Here is a 19,838-nt window from a genome sequence, read left to right on the forward strand (position 1 = left end):
TTCCATCGCGCCGCATTTGACCCAATCGGCCCGGTTTCAATGCGAAATGATCGAGTTTATCGTGGCTCAAATCACCATCTTGATCTGAATTCAGTATGTATCGAAATGGAATTTACTCGCATTTTTGCGACGAACTCTCATTTATAAGCGGCTCGTCTTCTCTTCATTCATCGAAAGACCTCCTCCGAGGTCGATCCAAGTGGAGCATGAGATGGCACTCGACATTTCGAAGACCCTGGCCACCCTCGTGGGAGCGGCGAACGGTGTGCTCGGCGGGGTCGTCGACAATGCACCGGCGACGGATCCCTTGACGGTCGAGGCGGGGGTGACGCTGAACGGCGCCGAGGTGCCGGCGGTCATCCCGGTAGGCACCGTGCTCAACGGCGTTCTGAGCGGCGCGGTGGGCAACGGCATCACGGCGAAGGTTCAGAACGCGACCGTGACGAACCTCGGCACGGTGCAGGGTGCGGGTGACACCGGCGTCGGCATCGCCCTCAACAACGGCGGCACCGTCACCAACACGCTCAATGCCACCAATCCAGGCGAAGGGGCCGTCTCCGGCTTCCTGGCGGGCATCGCGGTCGGGGGCACCACGGCGGGCGCCGGTTCGGCGGTGAACAACACCGGCGCCGTCACGGCGACGGGCGAGAACGGCGTCGGCGTGGCGCTCGACACCGGCGCGCTGACCAACGGCGGCACCATTCTGGCGGCGAACGTCGGCGGCGTCGGCGTCACGATCGGCACGGGCAAAGTCGACAACGGCGCGAACTCGTCCATCAGCGGCGCCCAGGACGGCCTCGACGCCGCCGGGACCACGCTGATCACCAACGCCGGCAACATCTTGGGCACGGGCGGCAACGGCGTCGCCCAGGCGGCGGGCAGCGTGGCCAATGCCGCGACCGGCGTGATCACCGGCGGGACGAACGGCGTCGCGATGACCGGTGGCGACCTCGCCAACGCGGAGGGCGGCACGATCAAGGGCGCCGCCGCGGGCGTGCTCAACACCGGCGCCGGCCTGCTCGACAACGCCGGCCAGATCCTGGCCACGACGGGGGACGGCGTGTCCACCGCGGCCGGCACGCTCACCAACGGCGCGACCGGCACGATCACCGGCGCGCAGAACGGCATCGTCGGCGACGGCGCGGCCACGATCGACAACCTCGGCCAGGTGACGGGTCAGGCCGCCAGCGGCGTCGCCATGACGGGCGGGGCGCTCACCAACGAGGCCGGGGCGGCCATCAACGGCGCGACCGCCGGCGTCGCGATGACGGGTGGCGACCTCACCAACGCGGCTGACGGCGCGATCACGGGCGCCGCCGCGGGCGTGCTCAACACCGGCGCCGGCGTGCTCGACAACGCCGGCCAGATCCTGGCCACGACGGGGGACGGCGTGTCCACGGCGGCCGGCACGCTCACCAACGAGGCGACCGGAACGATCACCGGCGCGCAGAACGGCATCGTCGGCGACGGCACGGCCGCGATCGACAACCTCGGCCAGGTGACGGGCCAGGCCGCCAGCGGCATCGCCATGACGGGCGGGACGCTCACCAACGAGGCCGGGGCGGCCATCAAGGGCGCGACCGCCGGCGTCGCCATGGCGGCGGACGGCGTCGCCGACACCCTGACCAACGCCGGCTCCATCGCGGGGACGGGCGCCGGCGCGATCGGCGTGGACCTGGCCGACGGCGGGACGCTGACCAACTCGGGCACGATCACCGGCACGGTCGGCTTGGACGGCGCGCCCGCGCTCGCGATCAGGCTGGGCGCTGGCGGCAGCCGGCTCGTGCTCGATCCCACCGCGGTCCTGAACGGCGGCGTGCAGGCGTTGGGCGACGGCAACACGCTGGAGATCGCGGCGGGCGACGGCACCACGGCGATCAAGGACATCGGCCAGACGATCACCGGCTTCACCAACACCGTGCTCGACAACGGAGCGGTGGCCGACGTGCTCGGGGCCGTGACGACGCCCGGCACGGTGAAGGTCGGTGACGGCGCCTCGCTCACCCTCGGCGGCCCCGTGGCGGCCGGCGTCGCGGTGGACCTCGGCGGCACGGGAGCCAAGCTCACGCTCGGCGACCCCGCGGGTTTCGCCGGAACGATCACCAACCTGGGCCCCGACGACATCCTCGACCTCGGCGTCCTGGGCACGGACGCGACGGTCGCCTACGATCCGACCAAAGGGGCGATCACGGTTTCGGTCGGCGGCGTAATCAGCGACCTGATCCCGGTCCAATTGGCGGCCGGCCTCGATCCGCTCAACCTCGGCCTGACGCTGGGCGGCGACGGGGCGGGCGGGACCACCGTGACGATCGGCACGGGCACCGGCACCAACCCAGGCACGGGCACCGGCACCGGCACCAACCCGGGCACGGGCACCGGCACCAACCCGGGCACGGGCACCGGCATCGACCCGGGCACCGGCACCGGCACCAACCCGGGCACCGGCACCGGCACCAACCCGGGCACTGGAACCGGCATCGACCCGGGCACCGGCACTGGCACCAACCCGGGCACCGGCACCGGCATCGACCCGGGCACCGGAACCGGCACCAATCCCGGCACGGGCACCGGTGGCACGGGGTCGACGGTGACGACCGGATCGGGCGGCAGCACGATCACAACGACCTCGCCGCTCGGCACCACCACGACGCAGGTCCTGCCGCCGGGCAGCACCATCGCCCAGGGCAGCGGCGCGACGGCGGGCGACGTGATCTCGATCGACCCCGGCGCGATCTTCCAGGGGCGCGGCGACTTCACCATCAGCGGGCACGTCGGGGCGACGTCCGGCGTCAAGAGCGTGACCCTCTCCGCCGTGATCGACGGGGCCGACACCCCCACCGTGCTCGGCACCGCCACGGTGGGGGCGGACGGCACCTACACCTTCCTCGACCATGTCGGCCGCCACCTGCAGGGCTTCATCACCGCCACGCAGACGGACAACAACGGCAACACGCTCTCCGTGCAGAGCCCCTACTCCCTGCAGGCCGGCCTCCGCACTCCGGGCGGGTTCGTGACCGACCAGGACTTGTACTCGGCGGACGGCAACACCTTCGTGTCGCGGACGCAGTACAGGCCGGGTGGCACGAGCAGGGTCAACATCCAGGACTCCGGACAGACCTTCACGGCCGACTATTACACCACGTTCAACAACGGCGGCGCGCCCGACAACACATTCGTCTTCAACCCCGGCAGTGGAGCGAGCACGATCAACCTGTTCCGCGCCGACGGCGCCGACCACGACACGATCAGCCTGCCCTCGTCCGACTTCCAGGACCTCGCCTCGGTGATCGCCAACACGACGAACGTCCGCGGCGGGGCCGTGATCACCGACCCCAACACCGGCGACACGATCAAGCTGACCGGCGTGTCGAAGGCGGAGCTGAAGGCCAACCCGTCGGACTTCGCCTTCCACGCCTGATGCACGCGCCATGAGAGGGCCGCCCGGCGACGCCGGGCGGCCCCCTCTTCTTTTGTCCGTCCCTCCGACCCGCTCACGGGGTCGCGCGTTCACCACGAGCGGCGCGGCGTCCGGCTTCGCGACGCGTCGTGGCTGGCGCATGGCACCAATTCTGATTTCGGCCGTTCTGAGACGATCGGACGGCGGAAGCTGAGCCATAGCGGGCGCTCGGCCGTCACCAGGGACGCGACATGAATCAGATGGTCAACTTCAGGCAGACGCTCGAAGGCTCCCCCCACCCGCGCGGGGTGCTGTGGGACGGCCGGGGCACCAATGTCACGCTCTTCTCCGCCCACGCCACCAAGGTCGAGCTGTGCCTGTTCGACTCGTCGGGACAGAAGGAGACGGACCGGATCGAGCTGCCGGAATACACCGACCAGGTGTTCCACGGCTATTTCCGGGACGTGAAGCCCGGCCAGCTCTACGGCTTCCGCGTGCACGGCCCCTACGAGCCGCTGAACGGCCACCGCTTCAACCCCAACAAGCTGCTGCTCGACCCCTACGCCCGCACCCACTTCGGCGAGCTGCAGTGGAATCCCGCCGTCTTCGGCTACCAGATGGAGACCGGCGACGACCTGACCTTCGACGAGCGCGACTCCGCCCCCTTCATGCCGAAATGCGTGGTGGCGGACATGCACAAGCCTCACCTGCCGGAAGGCCGCAAGCCCAAGCACTTCTGGTCGAACAGCCTGTTCTACGAGGCCCACGTCCGCGGCCTCACCAAGCAGCACCCCGCCGTGCCCGAGAACCTGCGCGGCACCTACGCGGGCCTCGCCACGCCGGAGGTGCTCAAGCACATCAAGAGCCTCGGCGTCACCGCCGTCGAGCTGTTGCCGGTGCACACCTTCATCAACGACGACTTCCTGATCAACCGCGGCCTGTCGAACTACTGGGGCTACAACTCCATCGGCTTCTTCGCGCCGCACCCGCTCTACGCCGCCGATCCGCTGAACGCCGTCCAGGAGTTCAAGGACATGGTGACCCGCTTCCACGAGGCGGGCCTCGAAGTCATCATGGACGTGGTCTACAACCACACAGCCGAGGGCAACGAGAAGGGCTCGACGCTGTCCTTCAAGGGCATCGACAACGCATCCTACTACCAGCTCATCCCGGACCAGCGCCGCTACTACATCAACGACACCGGCACGGGGAATACCTTCAACCTCCATCACCCGCGCGTGATGCAGATGGTGCTGGATAGCCTGCGCTACTGGGTCCAGGAGATGAACGTCGACGGCTTCCGCTTCGACCTCGCCTGCACCCTCGCCCGCGGGCCGCAGGGCTTCGACCGCCACTCCGCCTTCCTGCAGAACTGCCTGTTCGACCCCGTGCTGGCCGGCGTGAAAATGATCGCCGAGCCGTGGGACATCGGGCCCGGCGGCTACCAGGTCGGCAACTTCCCGCCCGGCTGGGCCGAGTGGAACGACAAGTTCCGCGACGACGTGCGCGACTTCTGGCGCGGCGCGCAGCCGGTCGGCAACGTGATCTCACGCCTGTGCGCCTCCGAGGACACGTTCAACCACGAGGGGCGCCGCCCCTGGGCCTGCGTCAACCTCATCACGGCGCACGACGGCTTCACGCTGAAGGACCTCGTCTCCTACAACGAGAAGCACAACGAGGCGAACGGCGAGGACAACCGGGACGGCAACTCCGACAACCGCTCCTGGAACTGCGGCGCCGAAGGCGAGACGAGCGACCCCAAGATTATCAAGCTGCGCAACAAGCAGATGCGCAACCTGATGTCGACGCTGATGCTCGCCCAGGGCACGCCGATGATCGTCGCCGGCGACGAGTTCGGCCGCACCCAGGGCGGCAACAACAACGCCTATTGCCAGGACAGCGAGATCGGCTGGGTCAACTGGGACCTGTCGGAGGACGGCAAGACGCTGCTCGACTTCACCCGCAGGCTCGGCGCCATCCGCCACAACTACCCGGTCCTGCGCCGCGCGCGCTTCTACACGGGCGCCTGGGATCCCGTGCACGAGGTCAAGGACGTGACCTGGATGCGCTCGGACGGCTGCGAGGCCGAGGGGCACGACTGGACCGACCACACCATGAACTGCGTCGGCATGCTCATGGACGGCCGCGCCCAGCTCAACGCCGTGCCGCAGGACGGCGACCACTCGACCCTGATGCTCATCGTCAACGCGGGGCGGGACGCCATCGCCTTCACGATGCCGGAGAGCCGCGACGCCAAGAGCTGGACGCGGCTGATCGACACCGGGGACGCGGCGCGCGGCGAGCAGGAGTTCGCCGTCGGCGACACCTGCCCGGTTCCGGCGCGCGGCCTCGTGCTCGTGCGGCTCAACACCAACGAGGCGCCGCCGGTGCCCGACGCGAACGCGCCCGACAAGGACAAGGAAGGCGCCTGAACGGGGCCTGAACCCTGAGGCACGCGGTCGCGGCGGCATCGGCCGCCGCGACCCCCACTTGATGGTCTGAATTCGATCAGGCGCGGACGGTCGATCCGCCGCCGCATCTCCGCTTTCGATCCGCGCGGTCGAGGGCCAACTCGACGTAAGGCCATCGACTTTGACCGAGACCTACCGCGCCCATGCGATGCCGCATGGCGCACAATGGGCGGCCCATATCGGGACCCGTTTCCGCCTCTGGGCCCCGGCCCACCCCCGCATCGACCTGGTCATCGAAGGGCGCGACCCGCTGCCCATGGAGGACATCGGCAACGGGTGGCGCGAGCGCGTGGTGCGCGACGCCGAGCCGGGCACGCTCTACCGCTTCCGCCTGCCGGACGGGCTGCTGGTGCCCGACCCCGCCTCGCGGTTCCAGCCGCGGGACGTGCACGGCCCGAGCGAGGTGATCGACCCCACCGAATACCGCTGGCGCGACGAGGCGTGGGAGGGCCGGCCCTGGCACGAGGCCGTGGTCTACGAGCTGCACGTCGGCGCCTTCACGCCCGAGGGCACGTTCCGCGCCGCGATCGGCAAGCTCGACCACCTGGCCGCGGTCGGCGTCAACGCCGTCGAGGTGATGCCGGTCGGCGACTTCCCGGGCGCGCGCAACTGGGGCTACGACGGCGTGCTGCCCTACGCGCCGGACGCTTCCTACGGCCGCCCGGAGGACTTCAAGGCCTTCGTCGAGGCCGCGCACCTGCGCGGCATCTCGGTGATCCTCGACGTTGTCTACAACCACTTCGGGCCGGACGGGAACTACCTGTCGCTCTACGCGCCGGGCTTCTTCACCGAGCGCCACCACACCCCCTGGGGCATCGCGGTCAACTACGACGGCGAGCACAGCCGCCCGGTGCGCGACTTCGCCATCCACAACGCGCTCTACTGGCTCGAGGAATACCACCTCGACGGGCTCCGGCTCGACGCCGTCCACGCCATCATCGACGACACCACGCCCCACCTCCTGCACGAGCTGTCCGTGCGGGCCCGCCACGCCACGCTGAACCGGCCGCTCCACCTCATCCTCGAGAACGAGGAGAACGCCGCGAGCCGCCTGCTGCGCTCGGACGGCGGCCGCGCCGAGCGCTACACGGCGCAGTGGAACGACGACGTCCACCACGTGCTCCACGTCGCGGCCTCGGGCGAGGGCGATTCCTATTACGCGGAATACATCGGCGACACCGACAAGCTCGGCCGGGCGCTGGCGCAGGGCTTCGCCTTCCAGGGCGAGATGATGCGCTTCCGCGGTACCCCGCGCGGCGAGCCCTCGGGCGAGCTGCCGCCGACCGCCTTCGTGAGCTTCGTGCAGAACCACGACCAGATCGGCAACCGCGCCTTCGGCGACCGCCTGAACGGCTTCGCGCCGCCCGAGGCCGTGCGGGCCGTCTCGGCCGTGTGCCTGCTGCTGCCGCAGGTGCCCATGCTGTTCATGGGCGAGGAATGGGGCGCCGAGACGCCGTTCCCGTTCTTCTGCGACTTCTCTGGCGACCTCGCCGACGCGATCCGGGACGGGCGCCGCGAGGAGTTCAAGCACTTCCCGGCCTTCCGCGACGAGGCGGCGCGCGACCGCATCCCCGACCCCACGGCGGAGGCAACCTTTCTGTCGGCCAAGCTCGACTGGGACGAGGTCGACACCGACGCGCTCGGCCGCACGCGGGCGCTGCTCGCGCGGCGCCAGGCCGAGGTGGCGCCGCTCGTGGCCCGCATCGGCGCCCACGCTGGCTCCTACGAGATCCTCGGCCGCGGGGCCGTGACGGTGCGCTGGCGCACGGAGGACGGCGACGAGCTGCGCCTCGACGCCAACCTCAAGGCGGACCCGCAGGGCGGCTTCTCGGACGTCGCGGGCCGCGAGATCTGGCGCGAGGGCGAGGTGTCGGGCGCCCGCCTCGCCCCCTGGACGGTGCGCTGGTCCGTCCACAGGGCCCGGTGAACCTCGACGGGGGTTCGGACCTTTAAGGTCCGACGATTTCAGCGAGGATTTCGCCCGTGACGCCCCGCGCCACCTACCGCCTGCAGTTCACCCCCGACTTCGGCTTCGACGCCGCGGCCGACCTCGCCCCCTACCTGGCGAAGCTCGGCGTCAGCCACCTCTACGCCTCGCCCTATTTCAAGGCGCGGCCGGGCTCGACGCACGGCTACGACATCACCGACCACAACGTGTTCAACCCCGAGCTCGGCGGCGCGCAGGCCTTCGCCCGCATGTCCGCCGCGCTGAAGAAGGCGGGGCTGAAGCAGATCGTCGACTTCGTGCCGAACCACATGGGCGTCGGCGGCGCCGACAACCCGTTCTGGCTCGACGTGCTCGAATGGGGCCGCGACTCGGCCTATGCGGGCTGGTTCGACATCGACTGGGATTCGGAGCAGAGCTACCTGCAGGACAAGCTGCTCGTGCCGATCCTCGGCGGCCAGTACGGCGTCGAGCTCGCCGACGGCAAGCTCGCCCTGAAGTTCGACGCCAAGACGGGTTCCTTCGCGGTCTGGGCCTACGATACCCACATGCTGCCGGTCTGCCCCGTCCACTACGGGCAGATCCTCGGCGACGACGACGAGACGCTCGACCGGATCGGCGACGGCTTCTCGGGCCTGCCGAACTGGCGCCCGCAGGTGCTGCGCCGCGCCGAGGGGCTGAAGGCCGAGCTCGTCGAGCTCGTGCGCGAGCGGCCCGAGATCGCCGAGGCCATCGGGGCGGCCGTGGCCCGGATGAACGGCACGCCGGGCGAGCCGAAGAGCTGGGCCCGGCTCGACCGCCTCATCGCCAAGCAGTCCTGGCGGGCCGCGCAGTTCCGCACGGCCGCGGACGACATCAACTACCGCCGCTTCTTCAACATCAACGACCTCGCCGGCCTGCGCATGGAGCTGCCGGCGGTGTTCGACACGACGCACCGGCTCGTCGCCACCATGCTGCGCGACGGAACGATCGACGGGCTGCGCATCGACCACATCGACGGCCTGCTCGACCCGGAAGGCTACCTCAAGCGCCTTCGCGCCCGCGCGCCCGACCGCCAGGGGCAGGCGCCCTACCTCGTGGTCGAGAAGATCCTCGGCCCCGGCGAGCCGCTGCGCCCCGGATGGCCGGTCGACGGCACCACGGGCTACGAGGTGACCAACCAGCTCCTGGAGCTGATGGTGGACCCGGCCAACGAGGCGTCGTTCTCCCGCATCTACGCCGACTTCGCCGGCGAGGCGGAGGTGTTCGCGAAGACGCTGCGGGCCTCCAAGAAGCTCATCATGGACAACGAGATGTCGTCCGAGCTGAACAGCCTCGCCCGCGAGATCACCCGCATCGCCCGGCACAACCCGAAGACGTCGGACTTCACGCGCAACATCATCCGCCGCGCGCTGCGCGAGGTGGTGGCCAACTTCCCCGTCTACCGCACCTACCTCGACTTCGACGGGCGGCCGACCGAGGCCGACCGGCAGTCGCTCGACACGGCCGTCTCGGCCGCGCGGCGCAGCCTCGGCGCGGTGGACGGCTCGGTCTTCACCTTCCTGTACGACCTCCTGACCGGCGACCTCGTGGCCGGGCCGAAGAGCGGCCTCAGCCGCAACGCCGTGCTGCACGCCGCCATGCGGTTCCAGCAATACACGGGGCCGGTCACCGCCAAGGGGCTGGAGGACACGGCCTTCTACCGCTTCAACCGCTTCATCGCGCTGAACGAGGTCGGCGGCCATCCCTCGACCTTCGGCCGGCCGCTCCAGGCCTTCCACGACGCCAACGCCGAGCGGGCCGAGCACTGGCCCCACGCGATGCTGACGACCTCGACCCACGACACCAAGCGCGGCGAGGACACGCGCGCGCGGCTCGCGGCCCTGTCCGAGTTCCCGGACGCCTGGGCCGAGGCCGCCACCGCCTGGGGCAAGCTGCTGAGCCCCGCGCCGGCCGACGCCGACCCCGACCGCCAGCCCGACCGCAACGACGAATACGCCCTGCTCCAGCTCGTCGTCGGCACCTGTCCGGTCGAGCTGCTCGACGGCGAGCGCGACCCCGAGGCGGTGAAGGCCTTCGCGGATCGCATCAAGGCCGCCATGACCAAGAGCATGCGCGAAGCCAAGGTGCATTCCACCTGGTCCGACCCCAACGAGGCCTACGAGGGGGCGACGCTGGCCTTCGTCGACCGCATGCTGACGGGCGAGCGGTCGGAAGCCTTCTGGTCGGCGTCGCTGCCCTTCATCCGGCACGTCGCCAAGCTCGGCGCCCAGAACAGCGTGGTGCAGACCGTGCTGAAGCTGACCATCCCCGGCATGCCCGACATCTACCAGGGCTGCGAGCTGTGGGACTTCTCCATGGTCGACCCCGACAACCGGCGCCCGGTCGACTTCGCCGCGCGGGCGGCCGCGCTCGACGCCGCCGAGGCCGACATGGCGCGGGGCCGCGCGGAGGCGCTGGCCTCCTACGCCGAGACGTGGCGCGACGGCCGGCTGAAGCTGGCCCTGACGACCGCGTTGCTGGAGCTGCGGCGCGATCACGCCGCGCTCTTCGCCGACGGCAGCTACGAGGCCGTGGCGGCTACCGGCCCCGGGGCCGACGCGGTCTGCGCGTTCCGCCGCCAGGCGGGCGCCGACGAGGCCGTGGTCGCGGTGGCGCGCTTCCCCGGCCGGCGCGAGGCGTCGGGCTTCGACGGCGCGACGGCGCTGCCCCTCCCCGCGGGCCGCTGGACCGATGCCCTGACGGGGCGCAGCTTCGAGGGCGGCTCGGTCGGCGCCGGAAAGCTGTTCGCCGCGATCCCGGCGGCCGTGCTGATCCGGGAAGGCTGAGCGCCCGCCCCGGGGGCTGCCGGGTTCGTGCGACCCGGCACCCCGGAGGCTTCGCCCTTCTTTGCGGAGGGGAGAAGGGCATGCCGCCTCTGTCGCGTCATGCGGGGCCTCGATCGTCCCGCTCTCGCGCGGCGCGGCGCCCGTCGATGCTCGCGGCGTTGAGGGCGGGCAGGCGCTCCGGCCGCGCCGCCACCTCCTCGGCCACCGCCAGGGCGGCGGCGAGCTGGGCGTCGGTCATGTGGCGCAGGGCCGGCCGCCTCACCGTCGCGGTCCAGGGCGCGCCGAGCGCCGCGTCGAGGCAGACGCGCATGAAGCAGTGGTCGAGGTGGATCGGCCAGCGGTGCTCCCGCGCCATGCCGGGCAGCACGGCGCGGGTCAGCTCCAGCCAGCGCGCCGCGGCGCGCTGACGGGCCGCGTCTGGGGCGCCCGCCTCGCCGAACAGGTTCCGATCCACGCCTCAGGTCCGGTGGTCGAGGCCGATGTCGAGCACCGGCGCGCTGTGGGTCAGCCAGCCGACCGAGATCAGGTCGACGCCCGACGCCGCGACGGCCTCCGCCGTGGCGGGGGTGATCCGGCCGGAGGCTTCCGTGACGGCGCGGCCGGCGACGCGCTCCACCGCGCGGGCCAAGGTCTCCGGTCCCATGTTGTCGAGCAGCACGGCGTCGACGCCCGCCTCCAGCGCCTCGTCGAGCTGGTCGAGGCTGTCCACCTCGACCTCGACCTTGACGAGGTGGCCCACGGCGGCCCGGGCCCGCGCGATGGCCGGGCGGATGCCGCCCACCACGGCCACGTGGTTGTCCTTGATCAGCACGGCGTCGTCGAGGCCGAAGCGGTGGTTCGAGCCGCCGCCGGCCCGCACCGCATGCTTCTCGAAGGCGCGCAGGCCGGGCGTGGTCTTGCGCGTGCAGCAGATCCGCGCGCGGTGGGTGCGCACGGCGTGGACGATCGAGGCCGTGACGGTGGCGACGCCACTGAGGTGGGACAGGAAGTTCAGCGCCGTGCGCTCGGCCGTCAGCACGCCGCGGGCGGGCCCGCGCACGAGGGCGATGACGTCGCCGGGCGCGACCGCGCTGCCGTCCGGCCGCTCGACCGCGATCGCGATGCCGGGCTCGATCAGCTCGAAGGCGAGCCGCGCGAGGTCGAGCCCCGCCACGACGCCGGGCTGGCGCGCCACCAGCGCGGTCTCGGTGCGGAGGCCGGGGGGCACCAGCGCGTCGGTCGTGATGTCGCCGGCGCGGCCGAGATCCTCCAGCAGCGCCGCGCGCACCGCCGGCTCCAGCATGACGCGGGGCAGCGGGGACAGGGGCATGTCGCGGTCCATGGTCAAGCGTCCTCGAACGTGTGGGCGCGCGCGGACGCGAACGTCTCGGCCAGCGTGGCGGAGCGGCTGCGGGCCGCGGCGGGATCGGCCTCCGGCGCGTCGGTGCGGTGGTGGGCGCCGCGGCTCTCGCGCCGCTCCAGCGCCGCCGTCGCGATCATCAGGCCCACGGCGGCGGGATCGGCCGCGGGCCCGGCGCCCTCGGCCAGCGGCAGCAGCGCCGCCACGGCGGCGGCGAGGCCGGCGCGGTCGCGCAGCACGCCGGCGCCGGCCGACACGAGGCCGCGCACCGGCGCGGGATCGGGCCGCGCCGGCACGGGGGCGGGCTCGAAGCGCAGAGGCCGGCCGGCGGGGGTGCCGGCGAGGTCCTCGGCGACCCATCCGGCGCAGACCGCCGCCTCCAACAGTGAGTTGGAGGCGAGGCGGTTGGCGCCGTGCAGCCCCGTCGAGGCCGCCTCGCCGCAGGCCCACAGGCCCTCGACGCTGGAGCGGCCCGCCGCGTCGACCGCGATGCCGCCCATGCCGTAATGGGCCGCGGGCCGCACGGGGATCGGCTCGCGCGCGGGGTCGATCCCCGCCGCGGCGCAGAGCGCGGTGACGCTCGGGAAGCGCGCCGCGAATCCGCCGCCGATCGCGGCCCGCGCGTCGAGGAACACGCGGTGGCCCGCGGCGGCGTGGCGCCACAAGGCGCGGGCCACGACGTCGCGCGGGGCGAGTTCCCGGCCCGGCACGCCCGCCATGAAGCGCGCCCCCGCCTCGTCGACCAGCACCGCGCCGTCGCCCCGCACGGCCTCGCTGACGAGCGGCAGGGGATCGCGCCCGCAGTCGAGCGCGGTCGGGTGGAACTGCACGAACTCCATGTCGCGCAGGCGCGCGCCGGCGCGGGCCGCGAGCGCCAGGCCCGAGCCCCAGGCGCCGAGCGGGCTGGTGCCGTGGCGGTAGAGGCCGGCGACCCCGCCCGTGGCGATCACGAGGCGGCGCGTCGGCAGCAGCATCGCCCCGTCCGGCCCCGCGGCGACGAGGCCCGCGACGCGCCCGTCCGCCACGAGGATGCGGCGCGCCTCGACGCCGGACAGGAGCGCGACCGACGGGGTCGCGCGCGCGGCGGCGAGGGCGGCGCGCAGCACCTCGCGGCCGGTGCCGTCGCCCATCGCGTGGACGATGCGGTGGCGCCCGTGCGCGGCCTCGCGCCCGAGGCGGAGCGCGCCGTCCGGCCGCCGGTCGAAGCGGGCGCCGAGGCGGGCGAGATCGTCGATCGCGGCCGGGCCGGCGCTTAGGATGCGGCGGGCCACCGCGGGGTCGCAGAGCCCGTCGCCGGCGTGGAGCGTGTCGGCGAGGTGCTGCTCGGGGTCGTCGCCCTCGCCCACCGCCGCCGCGATGCCGCCCTGCGCCCAGGCCGACGAGGCCTCGACGCCGAAGGGCGCCTTCGACAGGACGATGCAGGGCTCGGGCGCGAGGCGCAGCGCCACGGTCAGCCCGGCGAGGCCGCCGCCGACGATCACGGCGCGGCCCTGCACGTCGAAGGGCGCACTCATCGGACCGCCAGCATGCGCTCGACGGCGCGGCGCGCCGGCGCCGCCACGGCGGGGTCGATCGTCACCTCGTGCGTCAGGGTTTCCAGCGCGCGGCGGATGTTGCCGAGCGAGATGCGCTTCATGTGCGGGCACAGGTTGCAGGGCCGCACGAAGTCGATCTCGGGGTGACGCGCCGCGACGTTGTCGCTCATCGAGCATTCGGTGAGCAGCATCACCTTGGCGGGCCGCTCCCGCTCGACGAAGTCCTGCATCATGGCGGTGGAGCCGGAGAAGTCAGCCTCGGCCATGACCTCGGGCGGGCACTCGGGGTGGGCCAGCACGACGACGCCGGGGTGGGCCTCGCGGAACTCGCGCACCTCGGCCGGGGTGAAGCGTTCGTGCACCTCGCAATGGCCGCGCCACGGGATCAGCTCGACATCGGTCTCGGCCTGGACGTTGCGGGCCAGGAACTCGTCGGGCAGCATCAGCACGCGCGGCACGCCGAGCGACTCGACCACGGCCTTGGCGTTGCCCGAGGTGCAGCAGACGTCCGACTCCGCCTTCACGGCCGCCGAGGTGTTGACGTAGGTGACCACCGGCACGCCGGGGTACTGCCGCCGCAGAGCCCTGACGTCCTCGGCCGTGATCGAGTCCGCGAGCGAGCAGCCGGCGCGGGCATCGGGGATCAGCACGGTCTTGCCGGGGTTCAGCAGCTTGGCGGTCTCGGCCATGAAGTGCACGCCGGCCAGCACGATCACGTCGGCGTCGGTGGTCGCGGCCTCGCGGGCCAGCGCCAGGCTGTCGCCGACGATGTCGGCCACGCAGTGGAAGATCTCCGGCGTCTGGTAGTTGTGGGCCAGCACCACCGCGTTGCGCCGCCGCTTCAGCTCCAGGATGGCGTCCACGTCGCCCGCGAAGGCGGGCCACTCGAAGGCCGGAACGACCCCGCGCACGCGCTCGTAGAGCGGCGCCGTGCGGGACAGGAGGGCTTCGGTGAGCATGGCATTGTGCTCCAAATGAGCATTAGATGGGCATAGACTGGTCCTGAGCATAAGCCCTGTCAAGGGGAGGCGCGGTCTTCAGCTCCGCGCGAGCGGCAGCTTCGATCCGGCGACGGCGCGCTCGTCCACCACGTCGCCGCGGAAGCGCACGAGGCGCGCCGGGCGCCCGCCCGTGTCGGCGGCGATCTCGCCCGTCTCCTCGACGAAGTCCTGCGACTCGATGAGGCGGCGGAAGTTGCCCTTGTGGACGGGGCGGCCGGCGATGCCCTCGACCGAGCGCTGGAGCTGGAACAGCGTGAAGCTCGGCGGCATCAACTCGAACACCACGGGGCGGTATTTGATCTTGGCCCGCAGCCGCGCCATGGCGGTGGCGAGGATGCGCCGGTGGTCGGACAGCATGGGTGCGCCGGGCGCGACACCGCCGCCCGCCTCGGGCACGAGGCCGGCCTCGTAGAGCAGCTCGTAGCGCTGGAGCACCAGCTCCTCGTTCCAGGGCCGCCCGTCGAGCCCGAAGGTGCCGGCCGCGCGGGCGCGGCGGGCGGCGCGGAGCGCCCCGTCCGGCGCCGCCTCGGCCCAGGCGGCCAGCGCCGGGGCGATGACCTCGGGGATCGCGGGCGGCGGCCCGGCCCGGTGGTCCTCCCAGGGGAACCGGCCGTACCAGTCGCGCCAGCCCGCCTCACCGCCTTCGACGGTCGCGGGCAGCTCGCGCGTGAGGCCGAGGTAGCTGACGGAGATGCGGCGCTCCTCCTCGCCCCCGCGGTCGCGGTCCGCGAAGGTGTAGAGCTGCTCGACGTAGCCGAGCGGGTGGTGGGTCTGCTCCTCCACCCAGGCCCGCAGGCCCGACTGCAGCGAGCGATGCTCCAGCGCGAAGGGGCCGGAGGGGAGCGCGCGGCCGTCCTCGATGGTGAGCACGCGCGGCGTCCCCGCCGTCACGGCCACCAGCACCGCGATGAGTTCCGCCCCGACCGCCCGCGCCCCGCTCAACTCCGCCCCCTTCTGTCCGACGGCGTCGCATAGCACGCGCGCGGCGAGGGTGCGGGCCGGCTTATTTAAGCCGGCTTACATTCCGGGGACGCTTATTAAAGCGAAGGGCCGATCGCTTTAATAAGCGATCTGTCAAGCCTCACCGCCACCCTTCCAGCACCACCTTCCCCTTCGCCTTGCCGCCCTCGATCAGCGCGTGGGCGCGCTTCAGCGTGGCGGCGTCGATGGGGCCGAGGACGTCGGACAGGGTCGTGCGGATCTCGCCGGCGTCGACGAGGCGCGACACCTCGTCGAGCAGCGCGCCCTGCTGGCCCATGTCGGCCGTGCCGAACAGCGAGCGCGTGTACATCAGCTCCCAGTGGAGCGACACGCTCTTCAGCTTGAGCGGCATCACGTCGAGCGAGGCGGGGTCGTCGATCACGCAGAGGCGGCCCTGCGGGGCGATCAGCTTCACGATCTCGGGCAGGTGCTGCAGCGTGTGGGTGGTGCAGAACACGAAGCCCGGCGCCCCGAGCCCCAGCGCCTCGACCTGCGCCGCCAGCGGCTCGGCGTGGTCGACCACGTGGTGGGCGCCGAGGTCCTCGGCCCAGGACCGGGTCTCGGGCCGCGACGCCGTGGCGATCACGGCGAGGCCGGTGAGCCGCCGCGCGAGTTGCACCGCGACCGACCCCACGCCGCCCGCGCCGCCGACGATCAGCACGGCGGGCGCCGCGCCCGGCACCGGGCGGTGGACGTCGAGCCGGTCGAACAGGGCCTCCCAGGCCGTGATGGCGGTGAGCGGCAGCGCCGCGGCCTCGGCGAAGCCGAGGCTCTCCGGCTTGCGCCCGACGATGCGCTCGTCGACGAGGTGGAACTCGGCGTTCGTGCCGGGACGGGTGAGCTCGCCGGCGTAGAACACGGCGTCGCCGGCCTTGAACCGCGTCGCCTCCGGCCCGGCCTCGACCACCGTGCCGGCCGCGTCCCAGCCGAGCACGCGCGTGCCCTCGCCGAGCGGGATGGCGCCGCTCCGCACCTTGGTGTCGACCGGGTTGACCGACACGGCCTCGACGCGGACCAGCAGGTCGCGGCCGGCCGCCGCGGGCCGCGGCAGGTCGAGGTCGACCAGGGAGGCCGGATCGGCGATGGGCAGGGATTGGCGGTAGCCGACGGCGCGCATGGGAAGCTCCGGCGATGGGGTTGGCGTGTCGCCCCGTTCACTGCCCCGATGCCGCGCACCGCGCAAGCGTCGCGCCACGGGTCCAAGCAGGGGCGGACGGCGAGCAACGACCGGACGTGATCCGGGATCGCGCGCGACTTTCATCAGATTCAACTTGCCGAGCGCAAGTTCAGACCGCCGCACGATGGTGAAGATCGGCGTCCCCCACCCATTTTAACCAAATCTTTACGACACTGTTTAACGACTCGTTAATCCATGCGCAGATCGCGCGGCGGGCCGGCCAGCGGGCCGCCGTTTCGGCCCCGCGGGCCGATGCCAGCCGGCCCGAGCGAACCCCCGTTGACGACTTACTCCGATCCGACCGACGCCGTGGTCTCCATCTCCTGGCAGACCGTGTCCGGCACCACGATCACCACCGAACAGGGCTCGGGCGTGCTGATCGCCCCCGACGAGGTGCTGACCGCCGCGCACGTCGTCTACGACGCGAGCGGCCACACGGTCGCGAACGCCGTGGTGAGCTCCGCGGCCGGCGGCACGCTCCACACCGTCGGCGTCGAATCCGCCGTCCATGCCATGCCGCTCGCCGACTGGACTCAGGTGGCGAGCGCCGCGGGCGACTTCGCGCTGATCCACCTCGCGGCGCCCGCCACGGGCCTGCCCACCATGGCGCTCGGCTCCGGCTTCGCCGGCGGCGCCGTCTCGGTCACGGGCTTCCCGCTCGCCACCGCCGGCGCCGAGGACAACGCGGCCGAGGATCTGGCGCCGCTACCGGGCACGGCCGGCATCCTGCAGGGCCCGCCGCTCGGCGCGCCGGGCGACCCGCACGGCGCCAGCGGCGGCCCGGCCTGGCAGACGATCGGCGGCGTGCCGACCGTCGTGGGCCTGACCTCCTCGGCGAGCGGGTCGACGGGGTATTTCGTCGGCCTCACCGCGGCCGACGTGGCCGAGATCGACGCGTGGATGGCGGCCGACCGCGCCGCGTCGGTCTCCCAGTCCTCCACCGTGCAGTCCGCCGCGGTCGCGCCTCCGGCCGCGGACGCGCCCTCCCCGGCCTCGGACGCGATCTCGGCCCTGTCGACGGCTGCGGCCGGGCTGCCCGCCGTGGCGTCCCATCCGGCGATCGACGCCGCGATGTCGCGCGTCGTGAACCTGCTCACGCGCGACGCCGCCGCGCTCGGCGCCGGCGCGGCCTTCGACGACGTCGCCGCGGACGCGCTGTCCGGGCTCGGCGACAATTCCGCCCACCGCAACCTCGCCGCGGCCCTTCTGGAGGGCATCGTGTGGGGCCACGACGGCGGCGGCATCGGCGGCGCCGTCCCCGGCGTCGCGGGGAGCGATCCCGGCCTCCTGTCCTACACGGTCGCCAAGAGCGCCGTGCATGCAGGCGCGGTGGCGGGCCAGCAGCTCGCCGCGGCGGGGTATTGAACCGCCCCTTCGGGCCCTCTCCACCCGTCCCCGCGGGAAACGTCCGCGGCGGGTCAGCTCCGCCCCGATCCCGCCGTCGTCACCCCTCCGCCACCGTCCAGATCCGCTGCTCGGCCGCGACGCCGCGCAGCGGAAAGGCGCCGAGGTCGATCAGCTCGCCCGCGCAGCGGCGCGCGAAACTGTCCGACATGAGCAGGTTGCGGCCCGTGGCGTCGCACAGCGTCTCGATGCGGCTCGCCTCGTTGACGGCGCGGCCGATGGCGGTGAAGTCGAGCCGGCTCGCCGTGCCGATGTTGCCGTAGACCACCTCGCCGTAGTGGAGCGCGAGGTCGGCCGCGAGCGCCGGCTCGCCCGCGGCGCGCCGCCGCGCCTCGAGCTGGCGGTTGCCGTCGAGGCCCGCCCGGGCCGCCGCGAGCGCCTGCCCGCACACCCGGCAGGGCGAGGCGTCGCGGTCCTCGACGGGAAAGACCGCGATGAAGCCGTCGCCGGTGAACTTCAGGATCTCGCCCCCGTTCGGCGCGATGCCGAGCCCGAGCGCGTCGAGGTGCTCGTCGAGCCAGCCGACGAGGCGGCGCGGGTCCTCCCGGTCGGTCGCGGCGGTGAAGCCCTTGAGGTCGGCGAGCAGGATCGCGGCCGGCATCAGCTCGCCCTGCCCCCGCCGCACGCCGCCGTTCAGCACCCGCGCGGCCGTGCGCGGGCCGACATAGGCGCGGAGCAGGTCTTCGAGCGCGTGCGACAGCGCGTAGCGCAGCACCGCCAGGCTGAAGATGTCGCGCTGCGCGTCGAGCACGGCGATCTCGGCCTCCGAGAAGCCGCCCGGCCGGTCCGTGGCGTAGAACAGGCCGACGCCGCGCAGCGCCGTGCCGGGCGGGAAGGGGAGGATGTCGAGCAGGTAGTCGGTGCAGCCCTGCGCGCGGCGCGCGGCGAGCCGCGGGACGGCGTCGCAGCCCTCGCCGCGTTCGAGCCGCCAGCGCGCCGACGTCCGCCCCTCGGCCAGCACCGCGGAGATGGGCGTGTTGTCCGGGGCGCCGTGGGCCGTGAACTCCATCTCGACGCCCGCGTCCCGCCACCAGGACAGGGTGACGCCGCGATGCACGGCGCTGAGCGCGGTCGTGCCGAAGCCGACGAGGCAGAGCGGCAGCCCGGCGGCGCGGAGGCTGCGGGCGAGCCCGTCGAGGATGAGGTCGCCGTCGCGCGATCCCCGCGCCTGCCGGGCGATCCAATACGGCAGCTCGGCCAGGGTGGGCGGCAGGGCGGGGTTGGGCGTCATGGTGTCGGTTCCGGTCGCGCCCCCGATCCTACCGCGCCTGCCCCGCGCCGTGCGAGCCGCCGGGACCCGATCGGCGATCTCGGCCGTTGGCGATGCCGTGAAGCCACAGCTTGCCTCGGGAGACGACAGATGGGCCGCGACACCGCTTTCGACAGGATCCGCAACGCCAAGCCGGGCAACGCCGGCGCGAAAGCGATGGGCAGGCTCGGCCGCGACGTCGGCAGCGCCTACGACCAGGCCGCCGCCGCGGCCGAGCAGGCCTACGCGGAAGCGCAGGACGCCTACCACGACGCCATCCACGCCGCCGAGCAGGCCTACGCCGACGCCCGCGCGGCCGCCGAGGACGCCTATGCCGAGGGCCAGCGCCAGGCCGACGCCCTGAAGGAGCAGAGCACCCACCTCTACGAGGAGGCGACCAAGCGCGCGCTGGCCTATCGCAACCGCGCGGCGCGCTTCACCGGCGACAACAAGGCGATAGCGCTGCTGCTCGCCGCCGGCGTGGGCTTCCTGCTCGCCAAGGCGATGCGCGGCCGGCACTGACGGCGGGGCC

13 protein-coding genes are annotated in these 19,838 nt (G+C 72.7%); 6 read left to right on the forward strand and 7 right to left on the reverse strand.

The features are described 5' to 3' along the window. Positions 1 to 211 precede the first annotated feature (211 nt). The 4 genes from L7N97_RS07040 to treY all read left to right on the forward strand — a co-directional run bounded on the left by L7N97_RS07040 (position 212) and on the right by treY (position 10,620). On the forward strand, positions 212 to 3,418 hold the full coding sequence (locus tag L7N97_RS07040) for a beta strand repeat-containing protein (RefSeq protein ID WP_237477617.1): 3,207 nt from the start codon (positions 212 to 214) through the stop codon (positions 3,416 to 3,418). 230 nt (positions 3,419 to 3,648) lie between these two features. Continuing rightward, the gene (gene glgX / locus L7N97_RS07045; protein WP_237477618.1) at positions 3,649 to 5,829 is read left to right on the forward strand and encodes a glycogen debranching protein GlgX; all 2,181 of its coding nucleotides are present in this window, start codon (positions 3,649 to 3,651) and stop codon (positions 5,827 to 5,829) included. A 160-nt stretch (positions 5,830 to 5,989) separates the two neighbouring features. Beyond that, positions 5,990 to 7,795: a malto-oligosyltrehalose trehalohydrolase gene (gene treZ, locus L7N97_RS07050; protein ID WP_428980965.1), complete on the forward strand. Its 1,806-nt coding sequence runs from the start codon at positions 5,990 to 5,992 to the stop codon at positions 7,793 to 7,795. Between the two features lie 56 nt (positions 7,796 to 7,851). Further along, entirely contained in the window at positions 7,852 to 10,620 is a 2,769-nt protein-coding gene (gene treY, locus L7N97_RS07055; protein WP_237477619.1) for a malto-oligosyltrehalose synthase, read from the forward strand. 97 nt (positions 10,621 to 10,717) lie between these two features. On the opposite strand, the gene L7N97_RS07060 is transcribed toward treY, so the two are convergent. The 6 genes from L7N97_RS07060 to L7N97_RS07085 form a co-directional block, all read right to left on the reverse strand. Next, positions 10,718 to 11,074, reverse strand: coding sequence for a hypothetical protein (locus L7N97_RS07060; RefSeq protein WP_237477620.1), 357 nt, complete (start codon positions 11,072 to 11,074; stop codon positions 10,718 to 10,720). A 3-nt stretch (positions 11,075 to 11,077) separates the two neighbouring features. Continuing rightward, complete coding sequence (gene nadC / locus L7N97_RS07065) at positions 11,078 to 11,929, reverse strand: carboxylating nicotinate-nucleotide diphosphorylase (protein WP_237482086.1); 852 nt, start codon at positions 11,927 to 11,929, stop codon at positions 11,078 to 11,080. Positions 11,930 to 11,943: 14 nt separating this feature from the next. Then, positions 11,944 to 13,473 carry an L-aspartate oxidase gene (locus L7N97_RS07070; protein ID WP_237477621.1) on the reverse strand — a complete coding sequence of 510 codons (1,530 nt, stop codon included), beginning with the start codon at positions 13,471 to 13,473 and terminating at the stop codon, positions 11,944 to 11,946. Next, positions 13,470 to 14,453 (reverse strand): quinolinate synthase NadA, encoded by a 984-nt coding sequence (nadA, locus tag L7N97_RS07075; protein ID WP_237477622.1) that lies wholly within the window; start codon positions 14,451 to 14,453, stop codon positions 13,470 to 13,472. Before nadA ends, L7N97_RS07070 begins: the two co-directional genes overlap by 4 nt. 78 nt (positions 14,454 to 14,531) lie before the next feature. Further along, entirely contained in the window at positions 14,532 to 15,437 is a 906-nt protein-coding gene (locus L7N97_RS07080) for an NUDIX hydrolase (RefSeq protein WP_237477623.1), read from the reverse strand. A gap of 139 nt (positions 15,438 to 15,576) precedes the next feature. Then, positions 15,577 to 16,593 (reverse strand): zinc-binding alcohol dehydrogenase family protein, encoded by a 1,017-nt coding sequence (locus L7N97_RS07085; RefSeq protein ID WP_237477624.1) that lies wholly within the window; start codon positions 16,591 to 16,593, stop codon positions 15,577 to 15,579. A 339-nt stretch (positions 16,594 to 16,932) separates the two neighbouring features. Between L7N97_RS07085 and L7N97_RS07090 the strand changes: the two genes are divergently transcribed. Further along, on the forward strand, positions 16,933 to 18,018 hold the full coding sequence (locus tag L7N97_RS07090; protein ID WP_237477625.1) for a trypsin-like serine peptidase: 1,086 nt from the start codon (positions 16,933 to 16,935) through the stop codon (positions 18,016 to 18,018). Between the two features lie 79 nt (positions 18,019 to 18,097). Here L7N97_RS07090 and L7N97_RS07095 read toward each other — a convergent pair whose 3' ends face one another. Next, the gene (locus L7N97_RS07095) at positions 18,098 to 19,288 is read right to left on the reverse strand and encodes an adenylate/guanylate cyclase domain-containing protein (protein ID WP_237477626.1); all 1,191 of its coding nucleotides are present in this window, start codon (positions 19,286 to 19,288) and stop codon (positions 18,098 to 18,100) included. A 129-nt stretch (positions 19,289 to 19,417) separates the two neighbouring features. Between L7N97_RS07095 and L7N97_RS07100 the strand changes: the two genes are divergently transcribed. Beyond that, positions 19,418 to 19,828 carry a hypothetical protein gene (locus tag L7N97_RS07100; protein WP_237477627.1) on the forward strand — a complete coding sequence of 137 codons (411 nt, stop codon included), beginning with the start codon at positions 19,418 to 19,420 and terminating at the stop codon, positions 19,826 to 19,828. The last annotated feature ends 10 nt before the right edge of the window (positions 19,829 to 19,838 follow it).

The organism is Lichenibacterium dinghuense (genome assembly GCF_021730615.1).
In the GTDB taxonomy this organism is placed as follows: domain Bacteria; phylum Pseudomonadota; class Alphaproteobacteria; order Rhizobiales; family Beijerinckiaceae; genus Lichenihabitans; species Lichenihabitans dinghuensis.